This window comes from Luteimonas sp. 3794, assembly GCF_031456825.1.
Lineage (GTDB): Bacteria > Pseudomonadota > Gammaproteobacteria > Xanthomonadales > Xanthomonadaceae > Luteimonas.
Genome location: NZ_JAVDVJ010000014.1, coordinates 56,510 through 80,593, shown reverse-complemented (window position 1 = coordinate 80,593; position 24,084 = coordinate 56,510). Strand labels below are relative to the sequence as shown.

Genomic DNA, 24,084 nt, shown 5'->3' with positions numbered 1-24,084 from the left:
CGCCGCATCTCCGGTTCCGGCCCGACCGCCACTGCCATGGCCCGCGCCGACTTCTACCTGATCGCCAAGCCGCGCTTCCGCGAGGAACCGCTGCGCCTGGTGTGCGAACTCGTCCGCAAGTCCTATGCGGCCGAACTGTGGACGCTGATCCTCGCTCGCGACGCCGAACAGGCCGAAGCGCTCGACGACATGCTGTGGGACATGGGCGAGGACGCCTACATTCCCCACCAGATCGCCGGCATGGACGAAGAGGACGACGAGACGCCCGTCCTCATCGCCACGCCCGACTTCGACGCGCCGATGCGCGCGCTGGTCATCAATCTGCGCGACGAAGTGGCGCCGCCGGGCTTCGAGCGCGTGCTCGAAGTGGTGCCGGCCGACGACTCGGCACGCGAACCGCTTCGCGAGCGCTGGAAGCAGTACAAGGCCGCCGGCCTCGATCTCGCCAAGCACGACATGTGACATCCCGCCTCCTGCGCAGGCAGGAAGCTGGGCATGAGGTCGGACCACAGTGATTCCCTTCTCCCGCCTGCGGGGGAAGGTGCCCGAAGGGCGGATGGGGGCGCCCGGCCGATGCCCCCACCCCAGCCCTCCCCCGCACGCGGGGGAGGAGGCCATCCAATTTCCTGTTGCGACCATGACCGACACACTCGCCCCCAGCTACGACCCCGGCACCTTCGAAGCCCGCCTGTACGCGGAATGGGAGAAGACCGGCGTCTTCCAGCCGCAGGGCGACGGCCCGGCCTACACGATCCTGCTGCCGCCGCCGAACGTCACCGGCACGCTGCACATGGGCCATGCCTTCCAGCACACGCTGCAGGATGCGCTGATCCGCTACCACCGCATGCTCGGGCATCGCACGCTGTGGCAGATGGGCACCGACCACGCCGGTATCGCGACCGAGATGGTGGTCGCGCGCAATCTCGCGCTCGAAGGCAAGGGCGAGACCCGCGACTCGCTGGGCCGTGATGGCTTCATCGAGAAGGTGTGGGAATGGAAGGGCCAGTCCGGCGACACGATCGAGCGCCAGATGCGCCGCCTCGGTGCGTCGGGTGACTGGTCGCGCAAGACCTTCACGATGGATCCGCTGCCGTCGAAGGCCGTGGTCGAAGCCTTCGTGCGCCTGCACGAGGAAGGCCTGATCTATCGCGGCCAGCGCCTGGTCAACTGGGATCCGGTGCTCAAGACCGCGATCTCCGACCTCGAAGTCGTCAGCGAGGAAGAAGACGGATCGCTGTGGTCGATCCGCTACCCGCTGGCCGATGGCGCGAGCTACGAGCACGTCGAAGTCGACGCCGACGGCAACGAGACCCTGCGCGAGACGCGCGACTATCTCGTCGTCGCGACGACGCGCCCGGAAACCATGCTCGGCGACACCGCGGCGATGGTGCATCCCGATGACGCGCGCTACGCGCATCTGATCGGCCAATCGGTCGTGCTGCCGCTGACCGGTCGCCTGGTCCCGGTGATCGGCGACGGCTATGTCGACCGCGCCTTCGGCACCGGCGTGGTCAAGGTCACGCCCGCGCACGACTTCAACGATTACCAGGTCGGCCAGCGCCACGGCCTGCCGATGATCAACCTGTTCACGCCGGACGCCGCGATCAACGAGAACGCGCCCGAGCAGTACCGCGGCCTCGACCGCTTCGACGCACGCAAGGCCGTGCTCGCCGATCTCGAAGCCGGCGATTTCCTGGTCGAAACGAAGCCGCACAAACTGCAGGTCCCGCGCGGCGACCGCACCGGCCAGGTCATCGAGCCCTACCTGACCGACCAGTGGTTCGTCGCGATGGACGGCTTCGCCAAACGCGGCATGGAGCTGGTCGAGAGCGGCGCGGTGAAGTTCGTCCCGCCGAACTGGACCAGCACCTATCGCCACTGGATGGAAAACATCCAGGACTGGTGCATCAGCCGCCAGCTGTGGTGGGGCCATCGCATTCCGGCGTGGTACGACGCGGACGGCAACATCCACGTCGGCCGCGACGAAGCCGACGCGCGCGCGCGTGCCGGTCTCGGCCCGGATGTGCCGCTAACCCAGGACACCGACGTGCTCGAGACCTGGTTCTCGTCGGGTCTGTGGCCGATCAACACCATGGGCTGGCCGGACGAGGCGGCGATGGCCGAGCGCGGCTTCGCACACTTCGTGCCGTCGAGCGTTCTGGTCACGGGCTTCGACATCATCTTCTTCTGGGTCGCCCGGATGATCATGCTGACCGATCACCTGACCGGCCAGGTGCCGTTCCGCGACGTCTACATGACCGGCCTGGTGCGTGACCGCGACGGCCAGAAGATGTCGAAGTCGAAGGGCAACGTGCTCGATCCGCTCGACATCATCGACGGCATTTCCATTGAGGATCTCGTCGCCAAGCGCACCACCGGCCTGATGAAGCCCAAGGACGCGCCGAAGATCGAGAAGGCGACGCGCAAGGAATTTCCGGACGGCATCATCGCCCATGGCGCCGACCCGCTGCGCTTCACGATGGCCGCGCTGGCCGGCCCGGGCCGCGACATCAAGTTCGATCTCGGCCGCGCCGAGGGCTACAAGAATTTCTGCAACAAGCTGTGGAACGCGACGCGCTTCGTGCTGATGAACACCGAAGGCTTCAGCGCCGACGGTGCGCCCGAGCCGACGACCGATGCCGAGAAGTGGATCCTCGCTCGCCTGGCCACCACCGCCGAGGAAGCACGCGCGCACTTCACCAGCTACCGCTTCGACCTGCTGGCGCAGACGCTGTACGAATTCGCCTGGAACGACTTCTGCGACTGGTTCGTCGAACTCGCCAAGCCGGCGCTGCTGGGAGACGATGCCGCGGCCGCGAACAGCACCCGCCACACGCTGCTGCACGTGCTCGAATCGTTGCTGCGTCTGCTGCATCCGCTGATTCCGTTCGTCACCGAAGAACTGTGGCGTCAGGTCGCGCCGCGCGTCGGCATCGCGGACGCGACGATTTCGCTGCGGCCCTACCCGGCGCCCGACGGCGATCTGATCGCCCGCTGCGCGCAGGCCACCACCGACGTCGAATGGCTGAAGCAGATGGTCACCGCGCTGCGCCGCGTGCGCAGCGAACTGGGCGTGTCGCCGGGCAAGCAGGTGCCATTGCTGGTGCAGGCCGGCAGCGACGCGTCGCGCGCGCGTCTGCAGCGTTTCGATTCGCAGCTGAAGTTCCTCAACCGGCTCGAGCGCATCGACACCGTCGACGGCGATCCGCCGCCGGCCGCGACCGGCCTGGTGGGTGACGTGAAGCTGTTCGTGCCGCTGGAAGGCCTGGTCGATCTGGATGCCGAGCGCGCGCGCCTGGACAAGGAAATCGCGCGCGTGCTCGCGGAGAAGGACAAGAGCGCGGCGAAGATCGCGAAGTTCAGCGACAAGGTGCCGGCGGCCGTCGTCGATCAGGAGCGTCAGCGCCTCGTCGACTGGACCGCGCAGCACGACGCCCTTGCCGCGCAGCGCGCGCGGCTCTGAGGTACGGCGCCGGCCTCTAGGAGCGCGCTTGCGCGCGATGGGCATTCCCGTGAACGCTCCATCGCGCGCAAGCGCGCGCCTACAGGTTCCGCCCCTGACATCGCGTTTTCGGGTGGCCGCCTACAATCGGCCAACCCCACGCACGTCGATCACATGTCCAGTTCCGATCGCACCCCACACGTCGTCATCATCGGCGGCGGTTTCGCCGGCCTCTGGGCCACGCGCGCGCTGGCGCGCGACCCGGTGCGCATCACGCTCGTTGATCGCGGCAACCATCACCTGTTCCAGCCCCTGCTCTACCAGGTGGCGACGGCCGGCCTGTCGGCGCCGGATATTGCTGCGCCGCTGCGCCACATCCTGCGCAGCCAGGACAACGTCGAGGTGCGGCTGGCCGAGGTCCAGGGCATCGACACCGCTGCGAAGACCCTCGCGCTCGCAGATGGCACCACACTCGCCTTCGACACCCTGGTGCTCGCCGCAGGCGCCACGCACGCCTACTTCGGCAACGATCATTGGGCCGCGCATGCGCCGGGCCTGAAGACGCTCGATGACGCGCTGCTGCTGCGTCGCAAGATGCTGCTCGCGTTCGAACGCGCCGAGGCGGAAGCCAATCCAGACAAGCGCGCCGCATGGCTCAGCTTCGCCGTCGTCGGCGGTGGTCCGACCGGCGTGGAACTCGCCGGCACGTTGGCCGAGATCGCGCGTCACACGCTGCGCAGCGAGTTCCGCAACATCGATCCGGCGCAGGCGAAAGTGCGCCTGGTCGAGGCCGGCCCGCGCGTGCTGTCGTCGTTTCCGGACGATCTGTCGGACAAGGCGCGCAGGCAGTTGCAGAAGCTCGGTGTCGAAGTGCAGACCGGCACCCCGGTCGCCGATATCGATGCCGACGGCTATCGCCTCGGCGACCAGCGCGTCGCCGCGAAGACGGTGATCTGGGCCGCGGGCGTGGCGGCGTCTCCACTCGGCGCCCTGCTCGATGCGCCGCGTGACCGCGCCGGACGGGTCCAGGTCGAACAGGATCTGCGTGTGCCGGGCCATCCCGACATCTATGTCGCCGGCGATCTCGCTGCGATCCAGAGCAACGGTCAGCCGGTGCCGGGTGTTGCGCCGGCGGCCAAGCAGATGGGGCGGCATGTCGCGACCAGCATTCGCGCACGCCTGCGCGGCCAGTCGACGACGCCGTTCGCCTACCGCGACTTCGGCAACCTCGCAACGATCGGGCGCATGGCCGCCGTCGTCCATTTCGGACGCCTGAAACTGTCCGGCGTGCTCGCCTGGTGGTTCTGGCTGATCGCCCATGTGTTCTTCCTGATCGGCTTCCGCAACCGTGTGGTCGTCTTGCTCAACTGGACCTGGGCGTACTGGAGCTACCAGCGCGCGGCGCGGATCATCTTCGGACCGCCGCTGGATGCAGAACCGGCCATGAAGTCTGATGGTGAGGGGCCCGATACACCGCGCATCGGCTAGCATGGCCGCGCGCCCACCCAAGCCGGATCCGCAGCCGGGCTGAGTCGCGCCCTCCACACGTTCCGGCGTTATCGCGCATGCTCGAAATTTCGACCCACAACTTCTGGATCGCGCTCGCGGTCACCACCGCCGCTGGACTGGCTACGGGTCTCGGCAGCCTGCTGGTGCTGTTCGCGAAGCAACCGAATGCGCGCCTGCTGTCGTTCGGCCTGGCGTTTGCGGCCGGCGCGATGGTCTACGTGTCGCTGACCGAGATCCTCGACAAGTCGATCCTCGCCTTTACCAACGCCTACGGCGAACAGCTCGGTTTCACCTGGGGCACGCTGTCGTTTCTCGGCGGCCTGCTGTTCATCGTCGGCATCGACCGCCTCGTGCCGAATCCACACGAGCGTCTGGAAGTCGACGATCCCTATTTCCGTGAGCACAACACCAGCTACATCAAGCGCGTCGGCCTGCTGACCGCCGTTGCGATCACCGCGCACAACTTCCCCGAAGGCCTGGCGACGTTCTTCGCCACGCTGTCGAACCCGGGGGTCGGCATGCCGCTCGCCTTCGCAATCGCGATCCACAACATCCCCGAAGGTATCGCGATCGCGGTGCCGGTGTACTTCGCGACCAACAACAAGCTCTACGCCTTCCTCGCCTGCCTGCTGTCGGGCCTGGCCGAACCGCTGGGCGCGTTGATCGGCTATGCGGTGCTGCGCCCGTTCCTGTCCGAGCCGGTGTTCGGCGTCGTCTTCGGCCTGATCGCCGGCGTCATGGTGTTCCTCGCCCTCGACGAACTGCTGCCCGCCGCCAAGCGCTACGCCAAGGGTCACGAGACGGTCTATGGCTTGGTCTCGGGCATGGCGGCGCTGGCGATCAGCCTGGTGCTGTTCAAGTGGTGATTGAGCCGCTCATCGCGTGGTCAAACTTGCACTGACAATGCGGTCGCGTCGCAGCACGATGACACCATTCTGCATGAGATATGCGCACGCCGTGTCGTCGCAAACGATCAGCGGCCCTACACGCACACTCGCACCGTTCTCCAACCTCAACACGGCTTGAGATGCGCCGTTGAAGTTAGCGATCGTGCGCTCGGCACGCAACTTTCCCAGCTTTTCGGCACCCGCTAGCGCCAGCAGGATCGATGAGAAGGCGATCAACGCAACTGGCAGCGCGGTTGCGATTCTATCCAGCGTATCAATGCCTGGGATCTTGATAGGACGAGGGCGCTTTCGAGGAGCATTTCGTGAGGCCCGAATTCTTGCGATTCGCCTCGCCCGCCACCTAAGGTGAAGCCTCGCCATCTTCCGGATCACGAGCCAAAGGATCAGAACGACCAGACCGGCGTACAGGACCGCAATTCCCCACCAGATGTATTGGACGCCCCCTTGTCAGACCCGCATGGAATCCGAAGAGCATCAGCGCTTCGCCACTCTTCTGAAACTGCTCGGCGCTGAGCCCGAAGGCCGCCAAATAGCTTTGCCGGTAATAGTGGCCACCTGCGTAAAGCAGCCCGGTGCCGAGCGCCAGCACCACCGCCGTATCCAGCCATCTCGATCGCATGCTTACCTTCCTGTATGAACTGGAGATTCAAACAGAAACGGCCCGCTTGCGCGGGCCGTCTCATGTGTCGCTCTGGTCCTGACGATCAGGCCGCGAACAGCGCCTTCATCTTCTTCAGCGCGTTGGCTTCGACTTGGCGGATACGCTCGGCGGACACGCCGTACTCGTCGGCCAGTTCCTGCAACGTGACCTTGTGCTCGTCGTCGAGCCAGCGGCGGCTGATGATGTCGCGCGAGCGGGCGTCGAGCGTCGCCATGCCTTCGCGCAGCAGGTCGAGCTTGTTGTCCTCGCTGTCGGTACGTTCGTAGAGCTGGGCCGGGTCCTCGTCGCGGGCGACCAGATAGGCGACCGGTGCGGGCGGCGCATTGTCGTCGTCCTCGCCAGCCGGGGCGTCGAAACCGATATCGCGACCCGAGAGTCGCGACTCCATTTCCAGCACTTCGCGCTCGGACACGTTGAGGTCGGCGGCAACCGCCTTGACCTCGGCCGCGTTGAGCCAACCCAGGCGCTTCTTGCTCTTGCGCAGGTTGAAGAACAGTTTGCGCTGCGCCTTGGTCGTGGCGACCTTGACGATGCGCCAGTTCTTCAAAATGAACTCGTGCATCTCGGCACGGATCCAGTGCACGGCGAAGCTCACCAGGCGCACGCCCACGTCGGGGTCGAAACGCTTGACCGCCTTCATCAGACCGATGTTGCCTTCCTGGATCAGATCGCCCAGGGGCAGGCCGTAGCCGTTGTAGCCACGGGCCACGTGCACGACGAAGCGCAGATGCGAATGCACCAGCTCGCGCGCGGCGTCGAGATCGTCGTCGTCGCGATAACGCTGCGCCAGCGCCTGCTCGTCTTCGACCGACAGCACCGGGATCTGGTGCACGGCACCGATATAGGCGTCCAGCGAACCCAGCGGGCTGAGGGTCGGGAGGCTGTTGGCAACCAGGGCGTGGGACATGGTCTGCGTGCTCATGGGGAGGGATATTAGCAGTCGATAGGTCTGACTGCTAAGACACACAAGAGTTCCCGAATGTTCCATTCACAGAACGAGATCGGGAAATCATTTGAATTCTGTTCGCCGGCAGGATTTTCACGCACGCCTGCCGGTGCCTCTGCAATCTATACGCAAGTTTGCCGCCCTGGCCGCCAACCCCGCATGAAACCTGACCTATTCAGGTCCAATCCGCAGCGCAACGGATCGTCTCGCGGGCGGAGTCGAGATCGGGTGTCTCGACCACGATCCGGGTCCGGCGGTCCAGCGTGCAACCCAGTCCGAGTTCGAGCAGCGTGGCGTGGGCCGCCCGCAGGTCCGCGCTGGTGCCCGCATCGAGCAGACCTTCGGCTCCGGCCGTCTCCAGAAGCAGCGGCGTGGCGCGCGGGGCTAGCAACGCGGGGCGGGTCGCCCCCTCGCGCAGCACCAGCCACTGCAACAGGAATTCCAGATCGACCAGGCCGCCGCTGCCCTGCTTGAGGTCGAAGCGATCCCCGGCGCTGCGGTCCAGTTCGGCGCGCATGCGTCGCCGCATCGACAGCACGTCCTCGTGCAGTTTCGCCGGATCGCGCGGCGTCGCCAGAATGTCGCGGCGTACGTCCTCGAACGCGGCGGCCATGGCGTCATGCCCGGCCACGAAGCGCGCGCGGACCAGCGCCTGGTGCTCCCAGGTCCAGGCCCGCTCGCGCTGGTATTCCGCGTAGCTGGCCAGCGACGACACCAGCAGGCCCTTGCCGCCGTCCGGGCGCAGGCGCACGTCGACGTCGTAGAGGCGGCCGCCGCCGGTCACGGTGCCCAGCAGCGCGACGATCTTCTGTCCCAGGCGCGCCGCCCAGCGCTGTGCATCGAGCGGACGCGCGCCGGTGGATTGCGCGTCGGCGGGCGCGTCGTAGAGAAACACGAGGTCGAGATCGGAGCCGAAGCCCAACTCCTCGCCGCCGAGGCTGCCGTAGCCGATCACCGCAAACCGCGCATCGGGCAGCGCGCCATGCGTGGCCTCGAGATCGCGCATCGCCAGCGCGAGCACGGTATCGACCACCGCGTCGGCCAGCCACGCGAGCTGGCGCGTGGCGTCCTGTCCGGACTGGCGACCATCCAGCGTCGCGAGCGCGATGCGGAAACTCAGTTGCTGCCGTGTCTCGTTGAGATCGAGCAGGCCGGCTTCCAGATCGGACTGGCGCAACGCCCGCCCGCAGGCCGTTGCCATCTCGCCCCGCTGCAGCAGCGGACCTTCGTCGCGCGCGTCGAGCAATTCATCGAGCAGCAACGGATGGGCCGCGAGGCGCTCGGCGAGGAAGGCGCTGCGTGTGACCACGTCCACCAGGCGCGCCAGCGCGGCCGGGCGTTCATCGAGCAGGGCCAGATAGCTCGCACGTCGCAGAATGTTGTGCAGCAGCGCGAGCAGCCGGCGGATCGCCTGCAGCGGACGATCGGCGGGCGCCGACGCCTGCAGCAGGATCGGCATCAACCGGTCCAGTCGCGTGCGTGCGCTGTCGGACAGATCGCGCACGCTCGGCGAACGCGCGAAGTCTCGCAGCGCCGCGTCGACATCGGCGCTGTCGCTGAAACCGGCCGTCTCCAGCACCGCGCGCTCGCCGCCTTCCGGCAAAGCTGCCCAGTAGCCCGTGAGATCGTTATCTGCAGTCGCCGCACGCTGCTGGCTGCGCACGGCGAACAATGCATCGAATTCCTGCGCCACCGACGCACGCACGTCGCGCAGCGTAGCGACGAGTGCGTCCCAGTCGGCGTAACCGAGCCCGCGCGCGATCCGCAGGCGGTCCAGTGGATCGGCGGGCAGCCTGTGCGTCTGCGCATCGCGCAGCATCTGCAGCCGGTTCTCCAGCTGGCGCAAGAAGCGATAGGCGCGTTGCAACAAGACCAGCGTGTCGGCATCGATCTGCGCATGCGCGTGCAAGGCGTCGAGCGTCGGCAGCAGGCGCCGGTCGCGCAGTGCCGGCTCGCGCCCACCACGGATCAGCTGCAGCGCCTGGGCCAGGAATTCGATCTCGCGAATGCCGCCGTCACCGCGCTTGATGTCGTCGGACAGCTCCTTGCGCGCAACTTCGGCCGCGATCATCGCCTTCATCTGCCGCAGGCCGTCGAGCGCACCGTAGTCGAGATAGCGTCGATAGATGAAGGGCCGCAGCTGCGTCAGGAAGCGTTCGCCGGCCTCGATGTCACCAGCGACCGGGCGCGCCTTCTGCCAGGCGTAGCGTTCCCAGTCGCGACCTTCGTGCTGGAAGTACTGCTCCATCGCCGCGAAGCTCAAGGCGATGCGTCCGGCGCTGCCGAACGGGCGCAACCGCAGATCGACGCGATGGCTGAAACCGTCGCCGGTGTTTTCGTCGAGCAGCTTGGCGAACTGCTGGCCGAGCCGGGTGAAGTAGTCCTCGGCGGCGAGTGCACGCGCACCATCGCTCTCGCCCGCGGTCGCGAAGCTGTAGATCAGGTCGATGTCGGAACTGAAATTGAGTTCGCCGCCGCCGAGCTTGCCGAGTCCGAACACGACCAGCCGCACGACATTGCCGTCGATATCGCGCACGCGCCCGTAGCGCTGCGCAAACTCGGCTTCGAGCGCATCGAGCGCGAGCGTCAGACATTGTTCCGCCAGCGCCGTGCTGCCAGCCAGCGTCGCATCCACATCATCGAGACCGTGCACATCGCGCCAGACCAGCCGCGCCGAACACGCGGTGCGATAGCGACGCAGCAAGGTCGGCCATTCGCTCCGGTTGCCGGCGTCGAGCACGGGCGCTGCGATGCCGTGCTGCGCGTCGTTCTCCAGGAGTTGCGCGAGCACGTCCGGCTGACGTTGCAATAGGTCGAGCGCGAAATCGCTGGCGAGTGCTACGGGGCGGATACGCGCGATGGCGTCGGCATCGCCGCGGATGGTGTCCGGCAATCGCGCGACCAGGCGGTCGAGCTGGGCGTCGAGTTCGGGCGGCAGGGGGGCGTCAGGCATCCGCGGATTGTCGCATCGCGATGCGGATATCGAGCCCGGACGCGTGGTGTTTCGGCATGACCTGCACAAACACCAAGCAAAAAAAAAGCCCGCGACCGGTAAACCGGTTGCGGGCCTTGCTCCCTCCCCCACGTCGGGTGCAGGGCGATAGTGAAAGAGTCGTTACCGCTTTGCACGCTGCATTGCAAAACGATACCGGCGGGTTCAAAAACCCGCCTGTTCAGGGTTTCGGGCCGCGCCTCAGGTCGCGCAGGATCTCGCGCGCGGCGTTACGTCCTGGCAGCCCGGTGACGCCGCCGCCCGGATGCGACCCGGAGCCGCACAGGTACAACCCGCCCAGCGCGCCGCGGTAATGGCCCTGCCCGAGCACGGGTCGCGCGCTGAATAACTGGTCCGGACCGAGTGCGCCGTGGAAGATGTCGCCGCCGACGAGGCCGAGCCGTCGTTCGAGATCGAGCGGGGTCAGCGCGTCATAACCGAGCACGCTGCGCGCGAAGTTCGGCGCCCGTGCGTCCACGGTGTCGATCATCAGTTTGGCGACCGTGTCGCGATGCGCGTCCCAGCCACCGTCGGCATCCTCGATGATCGGATTGACGTGCTGGCAGAATAGGCTGGCGACGTGCTGGCCGGTCGGCGCAAGGCTGTCGTCGAGCGTCGACGAGATCACCAGTTCCACGACGGACGCGCGCGACCAGCCCGGATTGTGTTCGCGCGATTTCGCATCGAAATACGCACGTTCGAAATAGCTGAGCGAATCGCCGATCAGGATCCCGCTCTGATGATGCGGCTGCAGCGTGGTGCCAGGGGCGGCGCGGAAGTCCGGCAGTTCCGACAGCGCAACATTCATACGGAACGTACCGGAGCCGCAGCGGTAGCGGCGGATACGCGCGGTGGTGTCGTCGTCGAGATGCTCGGGCGCGACCAGGCGCGTGTACAGCAGCTTCGGGTTGAGGTTGGACGCGATCACGCCTGCGCGCAGTGTGCGCCCGTCGGCCAGCGCGACGCCGACCGCGCGACCGCATTCGACCAGCACCTGCGCGACCTCCGCATCGGTGTCGATCACCACGCCACGCGCGCGGCATTCGGTCGCGATCGCATCGCTGATCGCACCCATGCCGCCGATCGCGTGACCCCAGACGCCACTCTTGCCGTTGACCTCGCCGAACACGTGGTGCAGCAGCACGTAGGCCGAGCCCGGCGTGTAGGGACTGGCGAAATTGCCAACGATCGAATCCCAGCCCAGCGCCGCTTTGAGCGGCTCGCATTCGAACCAGTCGTCAAGCAGTTCGCCGGCGGATTTGGAGAACAGGTCCAGCAGGTCGCGACGGCCGCGCATGTCCAGCGATTTCAATTGCCGCGCGACGGTCAGTGAGCTGAGCCAGTCGGCGAGTACGAAACGGTCACTGACATTGGGCGGTGTGGCGTGCATCAGTTCTCGCAGCACGACGACCACGCGATCGAGCATCGCGTAGTAGTCGGGCAGACGCGCGGCATCGCGCGGCGACCAGCGTGCGAGTTCGGCCGCGCCATCCGGACCGCCGAGACGGAATGCACGGCCGTCCGGCAAAGGCAAAAAATTCGAGTACGGCCGCTCGACCACGCGCAGGCCGTGCTGCACCAGACGCAGATCAGCGATCACTTTCGGATTGAGCAGGCTGACGGTGTAGCTCGCCAACGAATTGCGGAAGCCCGGATGGAATTCCTCGGTGACCGCTGCGCCGCCGACGACGCGGCGCCGTTCGAGCACGCGCACGCGCAGGCCGGCGCCGGCGAGATACGCAGCGCAGACCAGTCCGTTGTGGCCGCCGCCGACGACCAGCACATCGCAGTCGTCGGACGCTGCGCTCATGTGTGCCGGGCCAGTGTGGACTGCACCAGATCGGCCAGGGTCGAGGCCGCTTGCGGACGACCGAGCGCGGCGGACGCGCGCGCGGCATCGGGCAGGACCGTCGGCGAGGCGAACGCATCGGCGAGCAGCGTCGACAGATGTTCGGGCGTCAGTTCGGGTTCGGGCACGCACCAGCCGACGCCGGCCGCGGCCAGCGTCTCGGCATTGCGGCGTTGCTCGTCGCGCGAGCCACCCGCGGGAATCGGCACCAGCACGGCCGGACGGCCCACGGTCAGCAGATCGGCCGCCGTGGTCGCGCCGGCGCGGGTGATCACCAGATGCGCATCACGCAGGCGCGCACCCATGTCGTCGAAGAACGGACGCACGGTCGCGTCGATGCCGGCGGCGCGCAGCGTGCGCTCGATCTGGTCGGTCGCATCGCCCTTGTATTGCAGCGAAACCTGCAGGCGCTGGCGGATCGACTCGGGCAGTTGCAGCAACGCCGGCGGCACGACCTCGCCGAATACGCGCGCGCTCTGGCTGCCGCCGACGACGAGCAGGCGCAGCGGGGCAGCTGCATCGAGCAGCGGATAGTCGCCGCGCGCATCGAGGATCGCCTGGCGCACGGGATTGCCGGTGTCGACGATGCGCGCGGCGTCGAAGGCGTCGAGGCCGGCGGTCTCCGGGAACGAGGTCGCCACGCCATCGGCGAAGCGCAGCAGCTTGCGATTCGCCATGCTCAACCGCGCGCCCTGCTCGTGCAGCAGCAACGGCAACGCGCGGCTCCTGGCGGCGAGTGCCGGCGCGAAGCTCGGATAACCGCCGAAACCGACCAGCAGGCGCACATCGCGGCGGCGCATGTCGGCGCGTGCCTGCGCCGTCGCGCGCAGGATGGTCAGGCCGGCGGCCAGCTTGCCCGACAGTCCGCCTTCAAGACTGCGCGCCGGCAGCACCACGTGGTCGAGCCCGGCCAGTGCTTGCGTGTACGCCGCGCCGCGGCGCTCGGTGTAGATCACCACCGGATGGCCGCGACGCTGCAGTTCGCGCGCTAGCGCCTCGGCCGGGAACAGATGCCCACCGGTGCCGCCGGCGGCACAGGCGATGGTGGGAAGCGATGCGGGAGACACGTACGACATGGACGACCTGCGAAAACGACAGCGCACGACTATAGCCAGTGCGCCCGGCGCGTTCACGCCCGCGCACGGCGCTCAGTCGTCGAGCGAGCGCGTCATGAACGTGCTGAAGGGATCGTCGACGTAATCGCCGAAGGGGCCGCAAGGCGTGAACCCGTGGCGCGCGTACAGCGCATGCGCGGGCGCGAACGCCGCCGCGGTGCCGGTCTCCAGGCTCAGCCGCTGCCAGCCCTGCGCGCGGGCCGTGGCCATCAGGTGCGCGAGTATTGCTGCGGCCACGCCCTGGCGCAGGTGCGCGGCATCGGTGCGCATCGATTTGAGTTCGCCATGCCCGTCGCCGAGATCCTTGAGCGCGCCGCAGCCGGCGAGTGCATCGCCACGCCAGGCGCTCCAGAACGACACGCCGGGCGCGCGAAGATCCGACAGATCCAGCGCATGGATACTTTCGGGCGGCGAATGCAGTGCCATCGCATCGAGATGCGCCTGCAGCAACTCGACGACGCGTGGATCGTCAAGGCCACCGGCGCGGATCTCCAGCGTCGACTCGGGCGCCTGGAGCCACGCCAGCTTGCGCGCACGCGGCTGGCGCTTGAGTTGCCATTCGGCCCGCGAGGCGCTGGCGCGATCCGGATAGCCGCGGCTGGCCAGGATGCGCACCGGCGGATTGCCGCGCGTGTACTTGGCCCCGCGGCCGGCCGCATGGGCGGCGAACCGGGCATCGAGATCATTGGTGATGCCGGCATACCAGCTGCCGTTGCGACATTCGAGCAGGTAGAGGTGCCAGGGCGACGGTGCGGTCATCGCACCGATTATCCACGCGCGCGCGGCGCTGTCAGCGGTCGAGGCGATCGAAGGAAAACAGGGCGGCAAGCGAATGCTTGCGCCGCTCGATCAGCGCACGCAGCAGGCCGGCGCCGAGCATCGAATAGGTGATGCCGTTGCCGCCATAGGCCATCGCGAAGTGCACGCGCTTGCCGGTCGCCGGATGCGGGCCGAAGAACGGCAGGCCGTCTTCGGTTTCGGCGAAGGTGCCAGCCCAGGAGAACGTCGGCGTCAGGTCGAGATCCGGGCGGAGTTTGGCGACCTGCTTCATCAGCACCCGCGCCTTCTTCTCCACCCGCGCGTCGCGCCGCGCGGGCACGTCGACATTGTCGTCCTCGCCGCCGATCAGCAGGCGGCGGTCCCCGGTGGTGCGCATGTAGAGGTAGGGCCGCGCGGTTTCCCAGACCAGGGTGCCGACCAGCGAGCCAAGCTGTGCTTCGGAGATCGGATCAGTGACGAAGGCGTAGCTGCTGCGGTTGCGCGCCACCTGCTTGGGCAACCAGTGTTGGCTGGCGTAGCCGGCGGCGATCACCACGTGGCGGGCGCGGATGCGCGCGCCGTTGTCGGTGGTCGCAACCACATCGCGGGCGCGCGCATCGAGTCGCAGAACCGCGGTGCGGTCGAACACCCGCGCACCGCGCTTGACCAGCCGCGTGAGCAGGCGCGACGCGAAGCGGTAGGGATCAACCTGCGCAGCCTGCTTGCTGCGCAGCGCAGCAGGCGCGTCGATCATGTACTCGGCTTTCAGCGGTTCCGATTCCAGATACTCGATGTCGAACCCATGGCTGCGACGCGCCTCGTATTCGGCGCGCAGACTGGCGACATCGCGCTTGCGGCTGGCGTAATACAGGCTGTCGGCGCGTTCGAAATCCACATCGCGCAGGCCGCGTGCCACCTCGCCCAGCATGTCGATCGATTCGCTGCAGGCGCGATACGCCAGCGCCGCATCGTCCTCGCCGTAGCGCTTGGCCAGATCCACCAGATGCGTGTCGATCTCGTATTGCAGCAGCGCGGTGCTCGCGGCCGTGCTGCCCCAGGCGATGTCGCGCTGCTCGACGACGAGGACCGAATGACCGTGCGTGGCGAGTTCATCGGCGATCAATGCGCCGGTGATGCCACCGCCGACGACCAGCACATCGCAGGCCACATCGGCCTCGAGCCGCGGAAACGCATGCATCAGACCATTGCGCACGGCCCAGAAGGGGTATCCGCTCTTGAGGTCCATGGGTGCGCATCGGGCGGGAGGTGCGACAGCCTAGGCAGGGCTGTGTGAATACGCCGACGACGCCCGCAGCCCGTGCCGCTAGACTGCGCGCCCCCGTATCCGTCCCGTGCCGCGATGCCCGTCGTGCCTGCCACTGCCGCCACCACCCTGCCGGCCACCGACTGGGACGTCATCGTGCTCGGCGCCGGCGCGGCCGGGCTGATGGCGGCGATCGCGGCCGGCCAGCGCGGCCGTCGCGTGCTGGTGCTCGACCACGCGAACAAGGTCGGCAAGAAGATCCTGATGTCGGGCGGCGGCCACTGCAATTTCACCAACACCGGCACCACGCCGGCGCAGTACCTGTCGCACAACCCGCATTTCTGCAAATCGGCGCTGGCGCGCTACACGCCGCAGGATTTCATCGAGCTGGTCGATCGTCACGGCATCGCCTGGCACGAAAAGGAACTGGGCCAGCTGTTCTGTGACGGGTCCTCGAAGCAGATCGTGCAGCTGCTGCTCGACGAAGCCGACGCCGTCGGGGTGCAGGTGCGCACGCATTGCACGGTGCAGCTGCCGCGGCGCATCGACGACGGCTACGCAATCGACACCGTCGCCGGGCGTCTGCGCTGCGCCTCGCTGATCGTCGCGACCGGCGGCCTGTCGATCCCGAGCATGGGCGCAACTGGTTTCGGCTACGACCTCGCGCGCAGCTTCGGCCATACGCTGGTGCCGACACGCGCCGGCCTGGTGCCGCTGACGCTCAGCGGCAAGCACCAGGAACGCCTGGACGCACTGTCCGGCGTCGCGCTCGATGTCGAAGCCGGCTGCAATGGCGCGTTCTTCCGCAACCGCATGCTCATCACCCACCGCGGCATCAGCGGGCCCGCGATCCTGCAGATCTCGTCCTACTGGCAGCCCGGCGATGATCTGCGCCTGGATCTGCTGCCCGGCCGCGACGCGCTCGCCTGGCTGCAGACGCAGCAGGCCGAGCGCCCCGGCACCGAACTCAAGAACGTGCTGGCCGAACTGATGCCGCGCCGCTTCGCCCAGCGCCTGTGCGAGATCTGGCTGCCGAACCGGCCGATGAAACAGTTCACGCCGCCGCAGCTGCAGGACACCGCTGCGCTGCTGCAGGCCTGGCCGCTGGTCGCCAGCGGCACCGAGGGCTACCGGACCGCCGAGGTCACCCTGGGCGGCGTGGACACCGGCGGCGTGTCGTCGCGGACGATGGAATCACAGCACGCGCCCGGGCTGTATTTCATCGGTGAAGTGCTCGACGTCACCGGCTGGCTGGGCGGCTACAACTTCCAGTGGGCCTGGGCGTCAGGCATGGCCGCCGGCAGCGCGGCGTAAAGAATTTTGTAGGAGCGCGCTCGCGCGCGATGGCATTCCCGGCGACGCCCGATCGCGCGCAAGCGCGCTCCTACACGAGATCAGGCTGCCTGCGAATCCGCCCGCGCGCGACGCGTGCGAATGGCATCGGCGAGGCGGTCGAGCGTGCGCACCGTGGTCGCCCAGTCGATGCAGCCGTCGGTGATGCTCTGGCCGTAGACCAACGGCGTGCCCGGCACCAGCGCCTGCTTTCCGCCGACCAGATGGCTCTCGATCATCGCGCCGACGATGCGGCGCTCGCCGCCTTCGAGCTGACGTGCGATGTCGTCGATGACCCTGGGCTGGTTGTCGGGATTCTTGCTGCTGTTGGCGTGGCTGGCATCGATCATCAGCGCCGCGCGCAGGTCCTGCGCCTGCAGCACGCCGGAGGCCGCCTCGACATGCGCCGCGTCGTAGTTCGGCGCCGCGCCGCCGCGGAGGATCACATGACAATCCGGATTGCCGGACGTCGACGCCACCGCGCAACGCCCGTCCTTGCCGACGGCGAGGAAATGATGCGGATGCGAGGCCGCGCCGACTGCGTCCACCGCGATACGCACGTCGCCGCCGGTGCCGTTCTTGAAGCCGACCGGACACGACAGGCCCGACGCCATCTCGCGATGCACCTGGCTCTCGGTCGTGCGCGCGCCGATCGCGCCCCAGGCGACAAGATCGGCGAGGTACTGCGGGCTGATGATGTCGAGGAACTCCACGCCCGCCGGCAGGCCCAGCGCATTGATCTCACGCAGCAGGCCGCGCGCCAGACGCAGACCTTTGTCGATGTGGAAGCTGCCGTCGAGATTGGGATCGTTGATCAGGCCCTTCCAGCCGATCGTCGTGCGCGGCTTCTCGAAGTACACGCGCATTACCAGTTCCAGCGCGTCGCCGTGCGTATCGCGCAGCGTGCGCAGGCGGTGCGCGTATTCCATCGCCGCGACCGGGTCGTGGATCGAGCACGGACCCACGACGACGATCAGACGATCGTCCTCGCCATGCAGGATCGCGTGGCAGGCGTTGCGTGCATCGGAGACGGTGGTCGACATCGCGTCAGTGCAGGGCAGTTCGGCGAGCAGCGTGGCGGGCGGGGTCAGCGGTTGCAGGTCGCGGATGCGAAGGTCATCGGTGTGCGGGGGCATGGTCGATCTCGGAAACGGAAGGCTGAAAACGAAAAAAGCCGCCAGGGTCTATGGCGGCTTTCGGGAAGTCGTGCGACCTGGTCTCAGGGCGCGCGCAGACCGTCCGCCGCCGGTGGCGTCGGAAACGCATACCAATAGAAAAAGCGGGCGGGGCGCGAGGTCATGGCGCCATTGATAACACGGCACTCCACGCGTTGCGACGGTTGCAGTCGCGACCATCGCGCCGGACTGCGGTCACTCAGGCAACAGTGGCGGCCGCGATTCGTACCAGTCGCGCGCACCTGCGATATGCAGTGTGCGCTCGCCGCCCTGCAGCTCGACGCCCATGCCGAGCACACCCCAGCGCGCGTAGAGATCGCCGTTGGGCGTGCCGTCGGCGATGCGCAGGCGGGCCTGCATGTCGATGCGGTCGTTGCTCGCCTCAACACGGTCGAACACCAGTTCGTTGCCACGCACGTGCAGGTCACCGGTCGCATGCGCCTCACCCGAATCGATCAGATTGCCGATCCAGCGCGGGAACACGGTGCGCTCGGCGAACAGGCCCAGCAGCACGCTGACATCGCGCATGTCGACGCGGCCGCGGCCGCTGACCTCGAACGGCTCACGCCAGTCCAGCGTGCCGTCCTCGAGGGCAAGCCGCGCCCACCACGGTGCATCGTCGCCGCCCGATCCATCGAGCCGCACACCACCCAGACGCACCGCCATCGCATCGATCTTGTAACGGCGGCCGACGCGCTGCATGCGTGACAGGCGGCTGTCGAGATCGACATTGCCCGACAGTTGCGACGGGCCCAGCGCCACGCGCACGTCCTGCCCGCGCACGCGCATGCGGCCGCTGATCATTTCGCCGCCATTGTCGAGACGGATGTCGCCGCTGGCATGCCCACTGCCGCCGACGAGGCGCGCACTGTCGCCGGGCAGGTAGCGGTTGTAGGTGCGCAGGTCCGGCACCTGCGCATCGTCGAAGCGCAGCCGCGCGTCCAGATGTTCGTGGAACTCGGCCAGCGTGCCCGTCGAGGCCAGATCGAGCCTCAGATCGCGACCGCGCAGGTCGATGCTGTCCGGCGTGGCCTCGGGCGCGAGCGTGAAGCGGTCGAGCACGATGCCGATCGTCGTACGCTGGCCGGCCTCGGCGTCGTCGCGCATCCGCATGCGGGCATGCGCATTGCCGCTGAAACGGTTGTCGAGTACCCGCGCCGACAGCGCGGCATCATCGAGGTCGATGCGGCTGCCAGGCTGCAACTGCCCGTCGTGCAGGCGCACGTCCGCATCCAGATCGGCGCGGCCGTCGAAGGCCAGCCAGTCGAGATCGCGCAGGATCACGTCGATCCAGCGCAGCGGTACCGCGGGCCATTGCGTCTCGACCGTACCGCCCAGCGCGCGCACCGGCCGCAGCCAGTCGTCGGGACCGATGCGGCGATCGGCGACGCGCAGATCGGCGCGCAGCCACGGCGTGCCCGAGGCCGGCGCCGGTACGCGCGCGGCGACGAGAATGGCGTCATCGGAGGTGCGCAATGCGACGCCGAGCGGATGCCGTAGCGGCGTGCCGTCGGCGGCATCGGAATACACCGGCGCCGACCAGTCGAGCTGGCTGCCGGGCATCAGCACGCCACGTTCGAGGGTCAGGTCGGCGCGCAGCTGGCCGACGAAACCGGCCGTGCCGATCGGCAACGCGTCATCGTTGCGCGCGACCAGATCGATGCCCGGCGCCGGCCCGTCCACGCGCATGCGCGCATCGAGCAGCACCAGCTTTTCCTCGCCCTGCGCCTGTTCGCGGATATGCGCGGGAATTTCTATGTCGAGTTCGAGACTGCCGTTGCGCAGCAGGGTCACGTCGCTGACCTGCAGGATCGCATCCGGCATCTTCAGCGTGGACGGGCCGACTTCCATCGCGCCGCCCTGCAGGGTCTTCTCGAATTCGAACCGCGCCTCGCCGTGACCGGTCACGCGGGCCTCGTAGAAGTCCATCCGCAGCAGGCTGGGCGTGGTGATCGCATCGAAGCGCAGGGTCCACGGCGGCTTGCCCGGCTTGCGGGTCGTCGGCATGTCGTGCGGGGTGCGTGCGACATGCACCGACACCCGCTGCGCACGGATGGTGCCAAAAGCGAGCTCGCGGCCCAGCAACGGCAGCAGTTTGATACGGCCGTTGGCGCGCGGACTGGCGATGGTCCACAGGTTGGTCCGTGCGTGGCCGCCCATGACGATGCCCCGCGCGTGGATATGGCCCGGATACAGGCTCATCGCCCAGTCCCAGCGCGCGTGGAAGCGCTCGGGCTTGCGGTTGATCACGTCCGCGCCGAACGTGCTGTTGAGGAACAGGTTGGCCGCGATGAGATACAGCAGATAGAGCACGGCCAGCGCCACGCCCGCACGGCGCAAGCCCGTGCGGTGCGTGCGCCACCACGGATCAGGAGCAGACATCGACATCCATCCAGCATGGGCGAATGCCGGTGACGACAGCCTGCACGCGCGCACCGCGCGCCCGTGGGATATGCGGCGAGCGGCCCTGCAGCCCAGACGAAAAAACCCCGCCTCGCGGCGGGGTTTTCTGTTTCACGATGCAACAGAGTGGGGCTGGATCAGAAATCCATGCCGCCCATGCCGCCCATGCCGCCGCCGCCCGGCATCGCCGGCTCTTCCTTCTTCGGCAGTTCGGCAACCATCGCTTCGGTCGTGATCATCAGACCGGCGATCGAAGCCGCGTTCTGCAGCGCCGAACGCGTGACCTTGGTCGGGTCCAGGATGCCGAACGCGATCATGTCGCCGTATTCGCCGGTCGCGGCGTTGTAGCCGTAGTTGCCGGTGCCGTCCTTGACCTTGTTGAGCACGACGCTCGGCTCTTCACCGCAGTTGGTGACGATCTCGCGCAGCGGCGCTTCCATCGCGCGCAGGGCGATGATGATGCCGTGGTTCTGGTCTTCGTTCGCGCCCTTGAGCTCGCCGATCGCCTGCAGCGCGCGCACCAGCGCCACGCCACCACCGGGGACCACGCCTTCCTCGACCGCTGCGCGCGTGGCGTGCAGGGCGTCTTCGACGCGGGCCTTCTTTTCCTTCATCTCGATCTCGGTCGACGCGCCGACCTTGATCACCGCAACGCCGCCGGCCAGCTTGGCCACGCGCTCCTGCAGCTTCTCGCGGTCGTAATCGGACGAGGTGTCCTCGATCTGCGCCTTGATCTGCTTGATGCGGGCTTCGATGCCACCGGTCTCGCCGGCGCCGTCGATGATCGTGGTGTTTTCCTTCGAGACCTGGATCTTCTTCGCACGGCCGAGGTCGGCGATGGTCGCCTTCTCGAGCGTCAGGCCGACTTCCTCGGAGATCACGGTGCCGCCGGTCAGGGTGGCCATGTCTTCGAGCATCGCCTTGCGACGGTCGCCGAAGCCCGGTGCCTTGACGGCGCAGACCTTGACGATGCCGCGGATCGTGTTGACGACCAGGGTCGCCAGCGCTTCGCCTTCGACTTCCTCGGCGACGATCAGCAGCGGCTTGCCAGCCTTGGCCACGCCTTCGAGCACGGGCAGCAGGTCACGGACGTTGGAGATCTTCTTGTCGTACAGCAGGATGAAGGGGTCATCGAGCTCGGCCGACATCGACTGCTGGTTGTTGACGAAATACGGCGACAGGTAGCCGCGGTCGAACTGCATGCCCTCAACGACGTCGAGTTCGTTGTCCAGGCCCGAGCCTTCCTCAACGGTGATCACGCCTTCCTTGCCGACCTTCTTCATCGCGTCGGCGATGATCGTGCCGATCGACTCGTCCGAGTTGGCGGAGATCGTGCCGACCTGCGCGATCGCCTTGTCGTCGGCCGTCGGCTTGGACAGCTTCTTGAGCTCGGCGACGGCGGCCTTGACGGCCTGGTCGATACCGCGCTTGAGGTCCATCGGGTTCATGCCGGCCGCGACGGCCTTGGAACCTTCACGGATCAGCGCCTGCGCCAGCACGGTGGCGGTGGTGGTGCCGTCACCGGCGTTGTCGGAGGTCTTGGACGCGACTTCCTTGACCATCTGCGCGCCCATGTTCTCGAACTTGTCGGCCAGTTCGATCTCCTTGGCGACGGACACGCCGTCCTTGGTGATCGTCGGCGCGCCGAAGCTCTTCTCGAGCACGACGTTGCGGCCCTTCGGGCCCAGGGTGGCCTTGACGGCATTGGCGAGAATATTGACACCACGCACCATCTTGGAACGTGCGTCTTCGCCGAAGCGGATTTCTTTGGCAGCCATTTGGAAAACTCCGGAATCTGGATTTGGGGATTAGGGGTGAACGGACACGCGTCCGTTGACCACCGAAGAAGCGGGATTGCGGTCAGTTCGGACGGACTGGGAAACGGCGCTCAACGCCTTGAATCCCAATGCCCGAATTCCGAATCCCGCGTTCGATCAACCGACGATCGCGAGGACGTCGTCTTCCTTGACGATCTTGTATTCGATGCCGTCGGCCTTGTAGGCGCTGCCCGCGTACTGGCCGTAGATCACGATGTCGCCGACCTTGACCTTCGGCGCGCGCACGCTGCCGTTGTCCAGGGCTTTGCCTTCACCGATGGCGACGACTTCACCCTTGGTGGGCTTTTCCTTGGCGTTGTCCGGAATCAGGATGCCGCCGGCGCTCTTCTCTTCGGCCTCGACAGGCTTGACCACAATGCGGTCGTAAAGCGGCTTCAGGTTGCTCATTACAGCCTCGCTAAGTTGTTGATTGGAAAGAAATCGGTCGCCGATTCTAGCACTCGCCCATGGCGACTGCCAGAAATCCTGGCGCACGCACCCGGCAGAACCGGGGCCGCACGGGAGATGGGCGCGGGGAATTGGAATACAAGGGCTGCCCGCGAAAGAATTTCGGGCGTCGTCGACAGGCGCAGCTCCGGCGGGATCCGCCAGCACGTCATTCACAAGGTCTGCAGAAGCTGCGCCCTTGGCGCCTTGGCGCCCCCCTCTGCGGGCTCTGTAAGGAAGAGCCCGGCCGACACAGCGCAGCACGCCGCACCGACGGTGCATCGAGGTCGGAGCGCAGCTGTGCAATCGCTCGGGAAGCGCCTCGTCTAGCCGGCGCGCGCAACGACGCGGCCCGCGATCAGAAATTGGCCATCGTCATCGCCGACTGCATCCGATGCGGACCGTCAGGCGAAGCGGCCAAGCGGCCGGCAATGCAACTGCGAGCCCGGTCCACCGTCAGCGGAAGCGCCACGCCGCGAGCAGCATCGTCTCGCCGTCGTTGGGCTGCTTGATGCTGGCGTTGGAGATGTGCCGGGCCAGCAACGAAAACCGCTCCCAGCGCCAGCCGGCCGTGCTGACGAACTGCGGATTGCCCGACAGCGCGGTGGTGCGACCGGCCTGCACGCCGACGCCGAAGCCGGCGACGAAGCCGTTGTCGCGTTCGTAGCGGGCGCCACCGTGGAAGACGCCGGCGTCTTCGGACAGATCGAAGCGAGTGTTGTCGCGTCCGCGGACATAGACCGCGCCGAGGTCCCAGCGCAGCACACCGTTCCGGGTGCGGCGCCACTCGGGCAACCAGGCCACACTGGCGACCAGCGTGGTTTCGTTCTCGCGGGTCGCGGACGCGCCGATGCCGATATCGACGGGCGCGCTCTGGGCAGCGGCGGGCAGGACAGTGCAGGCCAGAGCGGCGGCGGCAATAGAGGAAATGATCGGGCGCATCGAACTCGGTGGGAATCGCGGGGCGATCCGGCTGGTGTGTGAAGGGCAGTAATTATACCGGCCGGTTCACTAATGCGCGCGGGGTCTTTCTCCCACTGACGGGATGCTGTGTCCGTCCACCGACGCGCAAGCGTGGCCGCGAACGCGTGGAGGTGCCGTGCACGATGCCAGCCGATAATGTGGGGCATGGACATCCTCGTTTGCTTCAGCACCTGTCCCGATGCCTCGACCGCCGAGCGGATCGCCCGCACGCTTGTCGAGTCCCGACTGGCCGCCTGCGTGAACCTGCTGCCGGGCGTGCGTTCGATCTACCGCTGGGAAGGCGCGGTCGCCAGCGAGGCGGAGGTGCTGATGATGATCAAGACCACGACCGCGCAGTTGCCCGCGCTGCGCGCGCATCTGGTCGCGCTGCATCCCTATGCCGTGCCGGAACTGATCGCCCTGCAGGCCGCCGACGGGCTGCCGGCGTATCTGCAATGGATCGCCGATGCCGTCGCGTCAGGCGGGCCGCCATGACGCGCGT

At 67.4% G+C, this 24,084-nt stretch carries 18 protein-coding genes and 1 pseudogene; 6 read left to right on the top strand and 13 right to left on the bottom strand.

What is annotated here, in order from left to right; genetic code table 11:
* Nucleotides 1-36 precede the first annotated feature (36 nt).
* The 4 genes from J2X52_RS15415 to zupT all read left to right on the top strand — a co-directional run bounded on the left by J2X52_RS15415 (nt 37) and on the right by zupT (nt 5,817).
* Nucleotides 37-462 carry a DNA polymerase III subunit chi gene (locus J2X52_RS15415; protein WP_310155301.1) on the top strand — a complete coding sequence of 142 codons (426 nt, stop codon included), beginning with the start codon at nt 37-39 and terminating at the stop codon, nt 460-462.
* Nucleotides 463-637: 175 nt separating this feature from the next.
* Nucleotides 638-3,463 carry a valine--tRNA ligase gene (locus J2X52_RS15410; protein ID WP_310155298.1) on the top strand — a complete coding sequence of 942 codons (2,826 nt, stop codon included), beginning with the start codon at nt 638-640 and terminating at the stop codon, nt 3,461-3,463.
* 153 nt (nt 3,464-3,616) lie between these two features.
* Nucleotides 3,617-4,930, top strand: a complete 1,314-nt coding sequence (locus J2X52_RS15405) for an NAD(P)/FAD-dependent oxidoreductase (protein WP_310155295.1) — start codon at nt 3,617-3,619, stop codon at nt 4,928-4,930.
* Between the two features lie 77 nt (nt 4,931-5,007).
* The gene (zupT, locus tag J2X52_RS15400) at nt 5,008-5,817 is read left to right on the top strand and encodes a zinc transporter ZupT (protein ID WP_310155292.1); all 810 of its coding nucleotides are present in this window, start codon (nt 5,008-5,010) and stop codon (nt 5,815-5,817) included.
* 9 nt (nt 5,818-5,826) lie between these two features.
* Here the strand turns inward: zupT and J2X52_RS15395 are convergent, their stop codons facing one another.
* From J2X52_RS15395 to J2X52_RS15360, 8 genes and pseudogenes are all read right to left on the bottom strand, one after another.
* Entirely contained in the window at nt 5,827-6,075 is a 249-nt protein-coding gene (locus J2X52_RS15395; protein ID WP_310155289.1) for a hypothetical protein, read from the bottom strand.
* A 488-nt stretch (nt 6,076-6,563) separates the two neighbouring features.
* A complete protein-coding gene (gene rpoH / locus J2X52_RS15390) occupies nt 6,564-7,442 on the bottom strand; it encodes an RNA polymerase sigma factor RpoH (RefSeq protein ID WP_310155287.1) in 879 nt (292 codons plus the stop codon).
* Between the two features lie 199 nt (nt 7,443-7,641).
* Entirely contained in the window at nt 7,642-10,419 is a 2,778-nt protein-coding gene (gene glnE / locus J2X52_RS15385) for a bifunctional [glutamate--ammonia ligase]-adenylyl-L-tyrosine phosphorylase/[glutamate--ammonia-ligase] adenylyltransferase (protein WP_310155284.1), read from the bottom strand.
* A 220-nt stretch (nt 10,420-10,639) separates the two neighbouring features.
* A complete protein-coding gene (locus J2X52_RS15380; protein WP_310155281.1) occupies nt 10,640-12,268 on the bottom strand; it encodes an NAD(P)/FAD-dependent oxidoreductase in 1,629 nt (542 codons plus the stop codon).
* Entirely contained in the window at nt 12,265-13,383 is a 1,119-nt protein-coding gene (locus J2X52_RS15375) for a UDP-N-acetylglucosamine--N-acetylmuramyl-(pentapeptide) pyrophosphoryl-undecaprenol N-acetylglucosamine transferase (protein WP_310155278.1), read from the bottom strand. The genes J2X52_RS15380 and J2X52_RS15375 overlap by 4 nt, the downstream gene beginning before the upstream one ends.
* A gap of 72 nt (nt 13,384-13,455) precedes the next feature.
* Nucleotides 13,456-13,947, bottom strand: coding sequence for a GNAT family N-acetyltransferase (locus tag J2X52_RS15370; protein WP_343226793.1), 492 nt, complete (start codon nt 13,945-13,947; stop codon nt 13,456-13,458).
* Nucleotides 13,930-14,181, bottom strand: a pseudogene (locus J2X52_RS15365) (GIY-YIG nuclease family protein); the annotation flags it as partial. The pseudogene J2X52_RS15365 and the gene J2X52_RS15370, both read right to left, overlap by 18 nt.
* Before the next feature lie 31 nt (nt 14,182-14,212).
* Nucleotides 14,213-15,427 carry an FAD-dependent oxidoreductase gene (locus J2X52_RS15360; RefSeq protein ID WP_310155276.1) on the bottom strand — a complete coding sequence of 405 codons (1,215 nt, stop codon included), beginning with the start codon at nt 15,425-15,427 and terminating at the stop codon, nt 14,213-14,215.
* A 114-nt stretch (nt 15,428-15,541) separates the two neighbouring features.
* On the opposite strand from J2X52_RS15360, the gene J2X52_RS15355 reads away from it, so the two are divergent.
* Nucleotides 15,542-16,759: an NAD(P)/FAD-dependent oxidoreductase gene (locus J2X52_RS15355; RefSeq protein WP_310155273.1), complete on the top strand. Its 1,218-nt coding sequence runs from the start codon at nt 15,542-15,544 to the stop codon at nt 16,757-16,759.
* 80 nt (nt 16,760-16,839) lie between these two features.
* Here the strand turns inward: J2X52_RS15355 and J2X52_RS15350 are convergent, their stop codons facing one another.
* The 5 genes from J2X52_RS15350 to J2X52_RS15330 form a co-directional block, all read right to left on the bottom strand.
* On the bottom strand, nt 16,840-17,913 hold the full coding sequence (locus J2X52_RS15350; protein WP_310155270.1) for a 3-deoxy-7-phosphoheptulonate synthase: 1,074 nt from the start codon (nt 17,911-17,913) through the stop codon (nt 16,840-16,842).
* Nucleotides 17,914-18,147: 234 nt separating this feature from the next.
* Complete coding sequence (locus J2X52_RS15345) at nt 18,148-20,334, bottom strand: hypothetical protein (protein ID WP_310155268.1); 2,187 nt, start codon at nt 20,332-20,334, stop codon at nt 18,148-18,150.
* A gap of 158 nt (nt 20,335-20,492) precedes the next feature.
* The gene (gene groL / locus J2X52_RS15340) at nt 20,493-22,133 is read right to left on the bottom strand and encodes a chaperonin GroEL (protein ID WP_310155266.1); all 1,641 of its coding nucleotides are present in this window, start codon (nt 22,131-22,133) and stop codon (nt 20,493-20,495) included.
* Between the two features lie 156 nt (nt 22,134-22,289).
* Nucleotides 22,290-22,580, bottom strand: a complete 291-nt coding sequence (locus J2X52_RS15335) for a co-chaperone GroES (RefSeq protein WP_310155264.1) — start codon at nt 22,578-22,580, stop codon at nt 22,290-22,292.
* Nucleotides 22,581-23,075: 495 nt separating this feature from the next.
* Nucleotides 23,076-23,561, bottom strand: a complete 486-nt coding sequence (locus J2X52_RS15330) for an acyloxyacyl hydrolase (protein ID WP_310155262.1) — start codon at nt 23,559-23,561, stop codon at nt 23,076-23,078.
* Nucleotides 23,562-23,747: 186 nt separating this feature from the next.
* On the opposite strand from J2X52_RS15330, the gene cutA reads away from it, so the two are divergent.
* A complete protein-coding gene (gene cutA / locus J2X52_RS15325; protein WP_310155260.1) occupies nt 23,748-24,077 on the top strand; it encodes a divalent-cation tolerance protein CutA in 330 nt (109 codons plus the stop codon).
* The last annotated feature ends 7 nt before the right edge of the window (nt 24,078-24,084 follow it).

Coding starts and splice junctions, on each gene's coding strand:
- J2X52_RS15355 (WP_310155273.1), top strand. CDS start 15,542: ATGCCCGTCGTGCCTGCCACTGCCGCCACCACCCTGCCGGCCACCGAC.
- rpoH (WP_310155287.1), bottom strand. CDS start 7,442: ATGAGCACGCAGACCATGTCCCACGCCCTGGTTGCCAACAGCCTCCCG.
- zupT (WP_310155292.1), top strand. CDS start 5,008: ATGCTCGAAATTTCGACCCACAACTTCTGGATCGCGCTCGCGGTCACC.
- J2X52_RS15360 (WP_310155276.1), bottom strand. CDS start 15,427: ATGGACCTCAAGAGCGGATACCCCTTCTGGGCCGTGCGCAATGGTCTG.
- J2X52_RS15330 (WP_310155262.1), bottom strand. CDS start 23,561: ATGCGCCCGATCATTTCCTCTATTGCCGCCGCCGCTCTGGCCTGCACT.
- J2X52_RS15345 (WP_310155268.1), bottom strand. CDS start 20,334: ATGTCTGCTCCTGATCCGTGGTGGCGCACGCACCGCACGGGCTTGCGC.
- J2X52_RS15410 (WP_310155298.1), top strand. CDS start 638: ATGACCGACACACTCGCCCCCAGCTACGACCCCGGCACCTTCGAAGCC.
- J2X52_RS15405 (WP_310155295.1), top strand. CDS start 3,617: ATGTCCAGTTCCGATCGCACCCCACACGTCGTCATCATCGGCGGCGGT.
- J2X52_RS15415 (WP_310155301.1), top strand. CDS start 37: ATGGCCCGCGCCGACTTCTACCTGATCGCCAAGCCGCGCTTCCGCGAG.
- J2X52_RS15350 (WP_310155270.1), bottom strand. CDS start 17,913: ATGCCCCCGCACACCGATGACCTTCGCATCCGCGACCTGCAACCGCTG.
- glnE (WP_310155284.1), bottom strand. CDS start 10,419: ATGCCTGACGCCCCCCTGCCGCCCGAACTCGACGCCCAGCTCGACCGC.
- cutA (WP_310155260.1), top strand. CDS start 23,748: ATGGACATCCTCGTTTGCTTCAGCACCTGTCCCGATGCCTCGACCGCC.
- J2X52_RS15380 (WP_310155281.1), bottom strand. CDS start 12,268: ATGAGCGCAGCGTCCGACGACTGCGATGTGCTGGTCGTCGGCGGCGGC.
- J2X52_RS15335 (WP_310155264.1), bottom strand. CDS start 22,580: ATGAGCAACCTGAAGCCGCTTTACGACCGCATTGTGGTCAAGCCTGTC.
- J2X52_RS15375 (WP_310155278.1), bottom strand. CDS start 13,383: ATGTCGTACGTGTCTCCCGCATCGCTTCCCACCATCGCCTGTGCCGCC.
- groL (WP_310155266.1), bottom strand. CDS start 22,133: ATGGCTGCCAAAGAAATCCGCTTCGGCGAAGACGCACGTTCCAAGATG.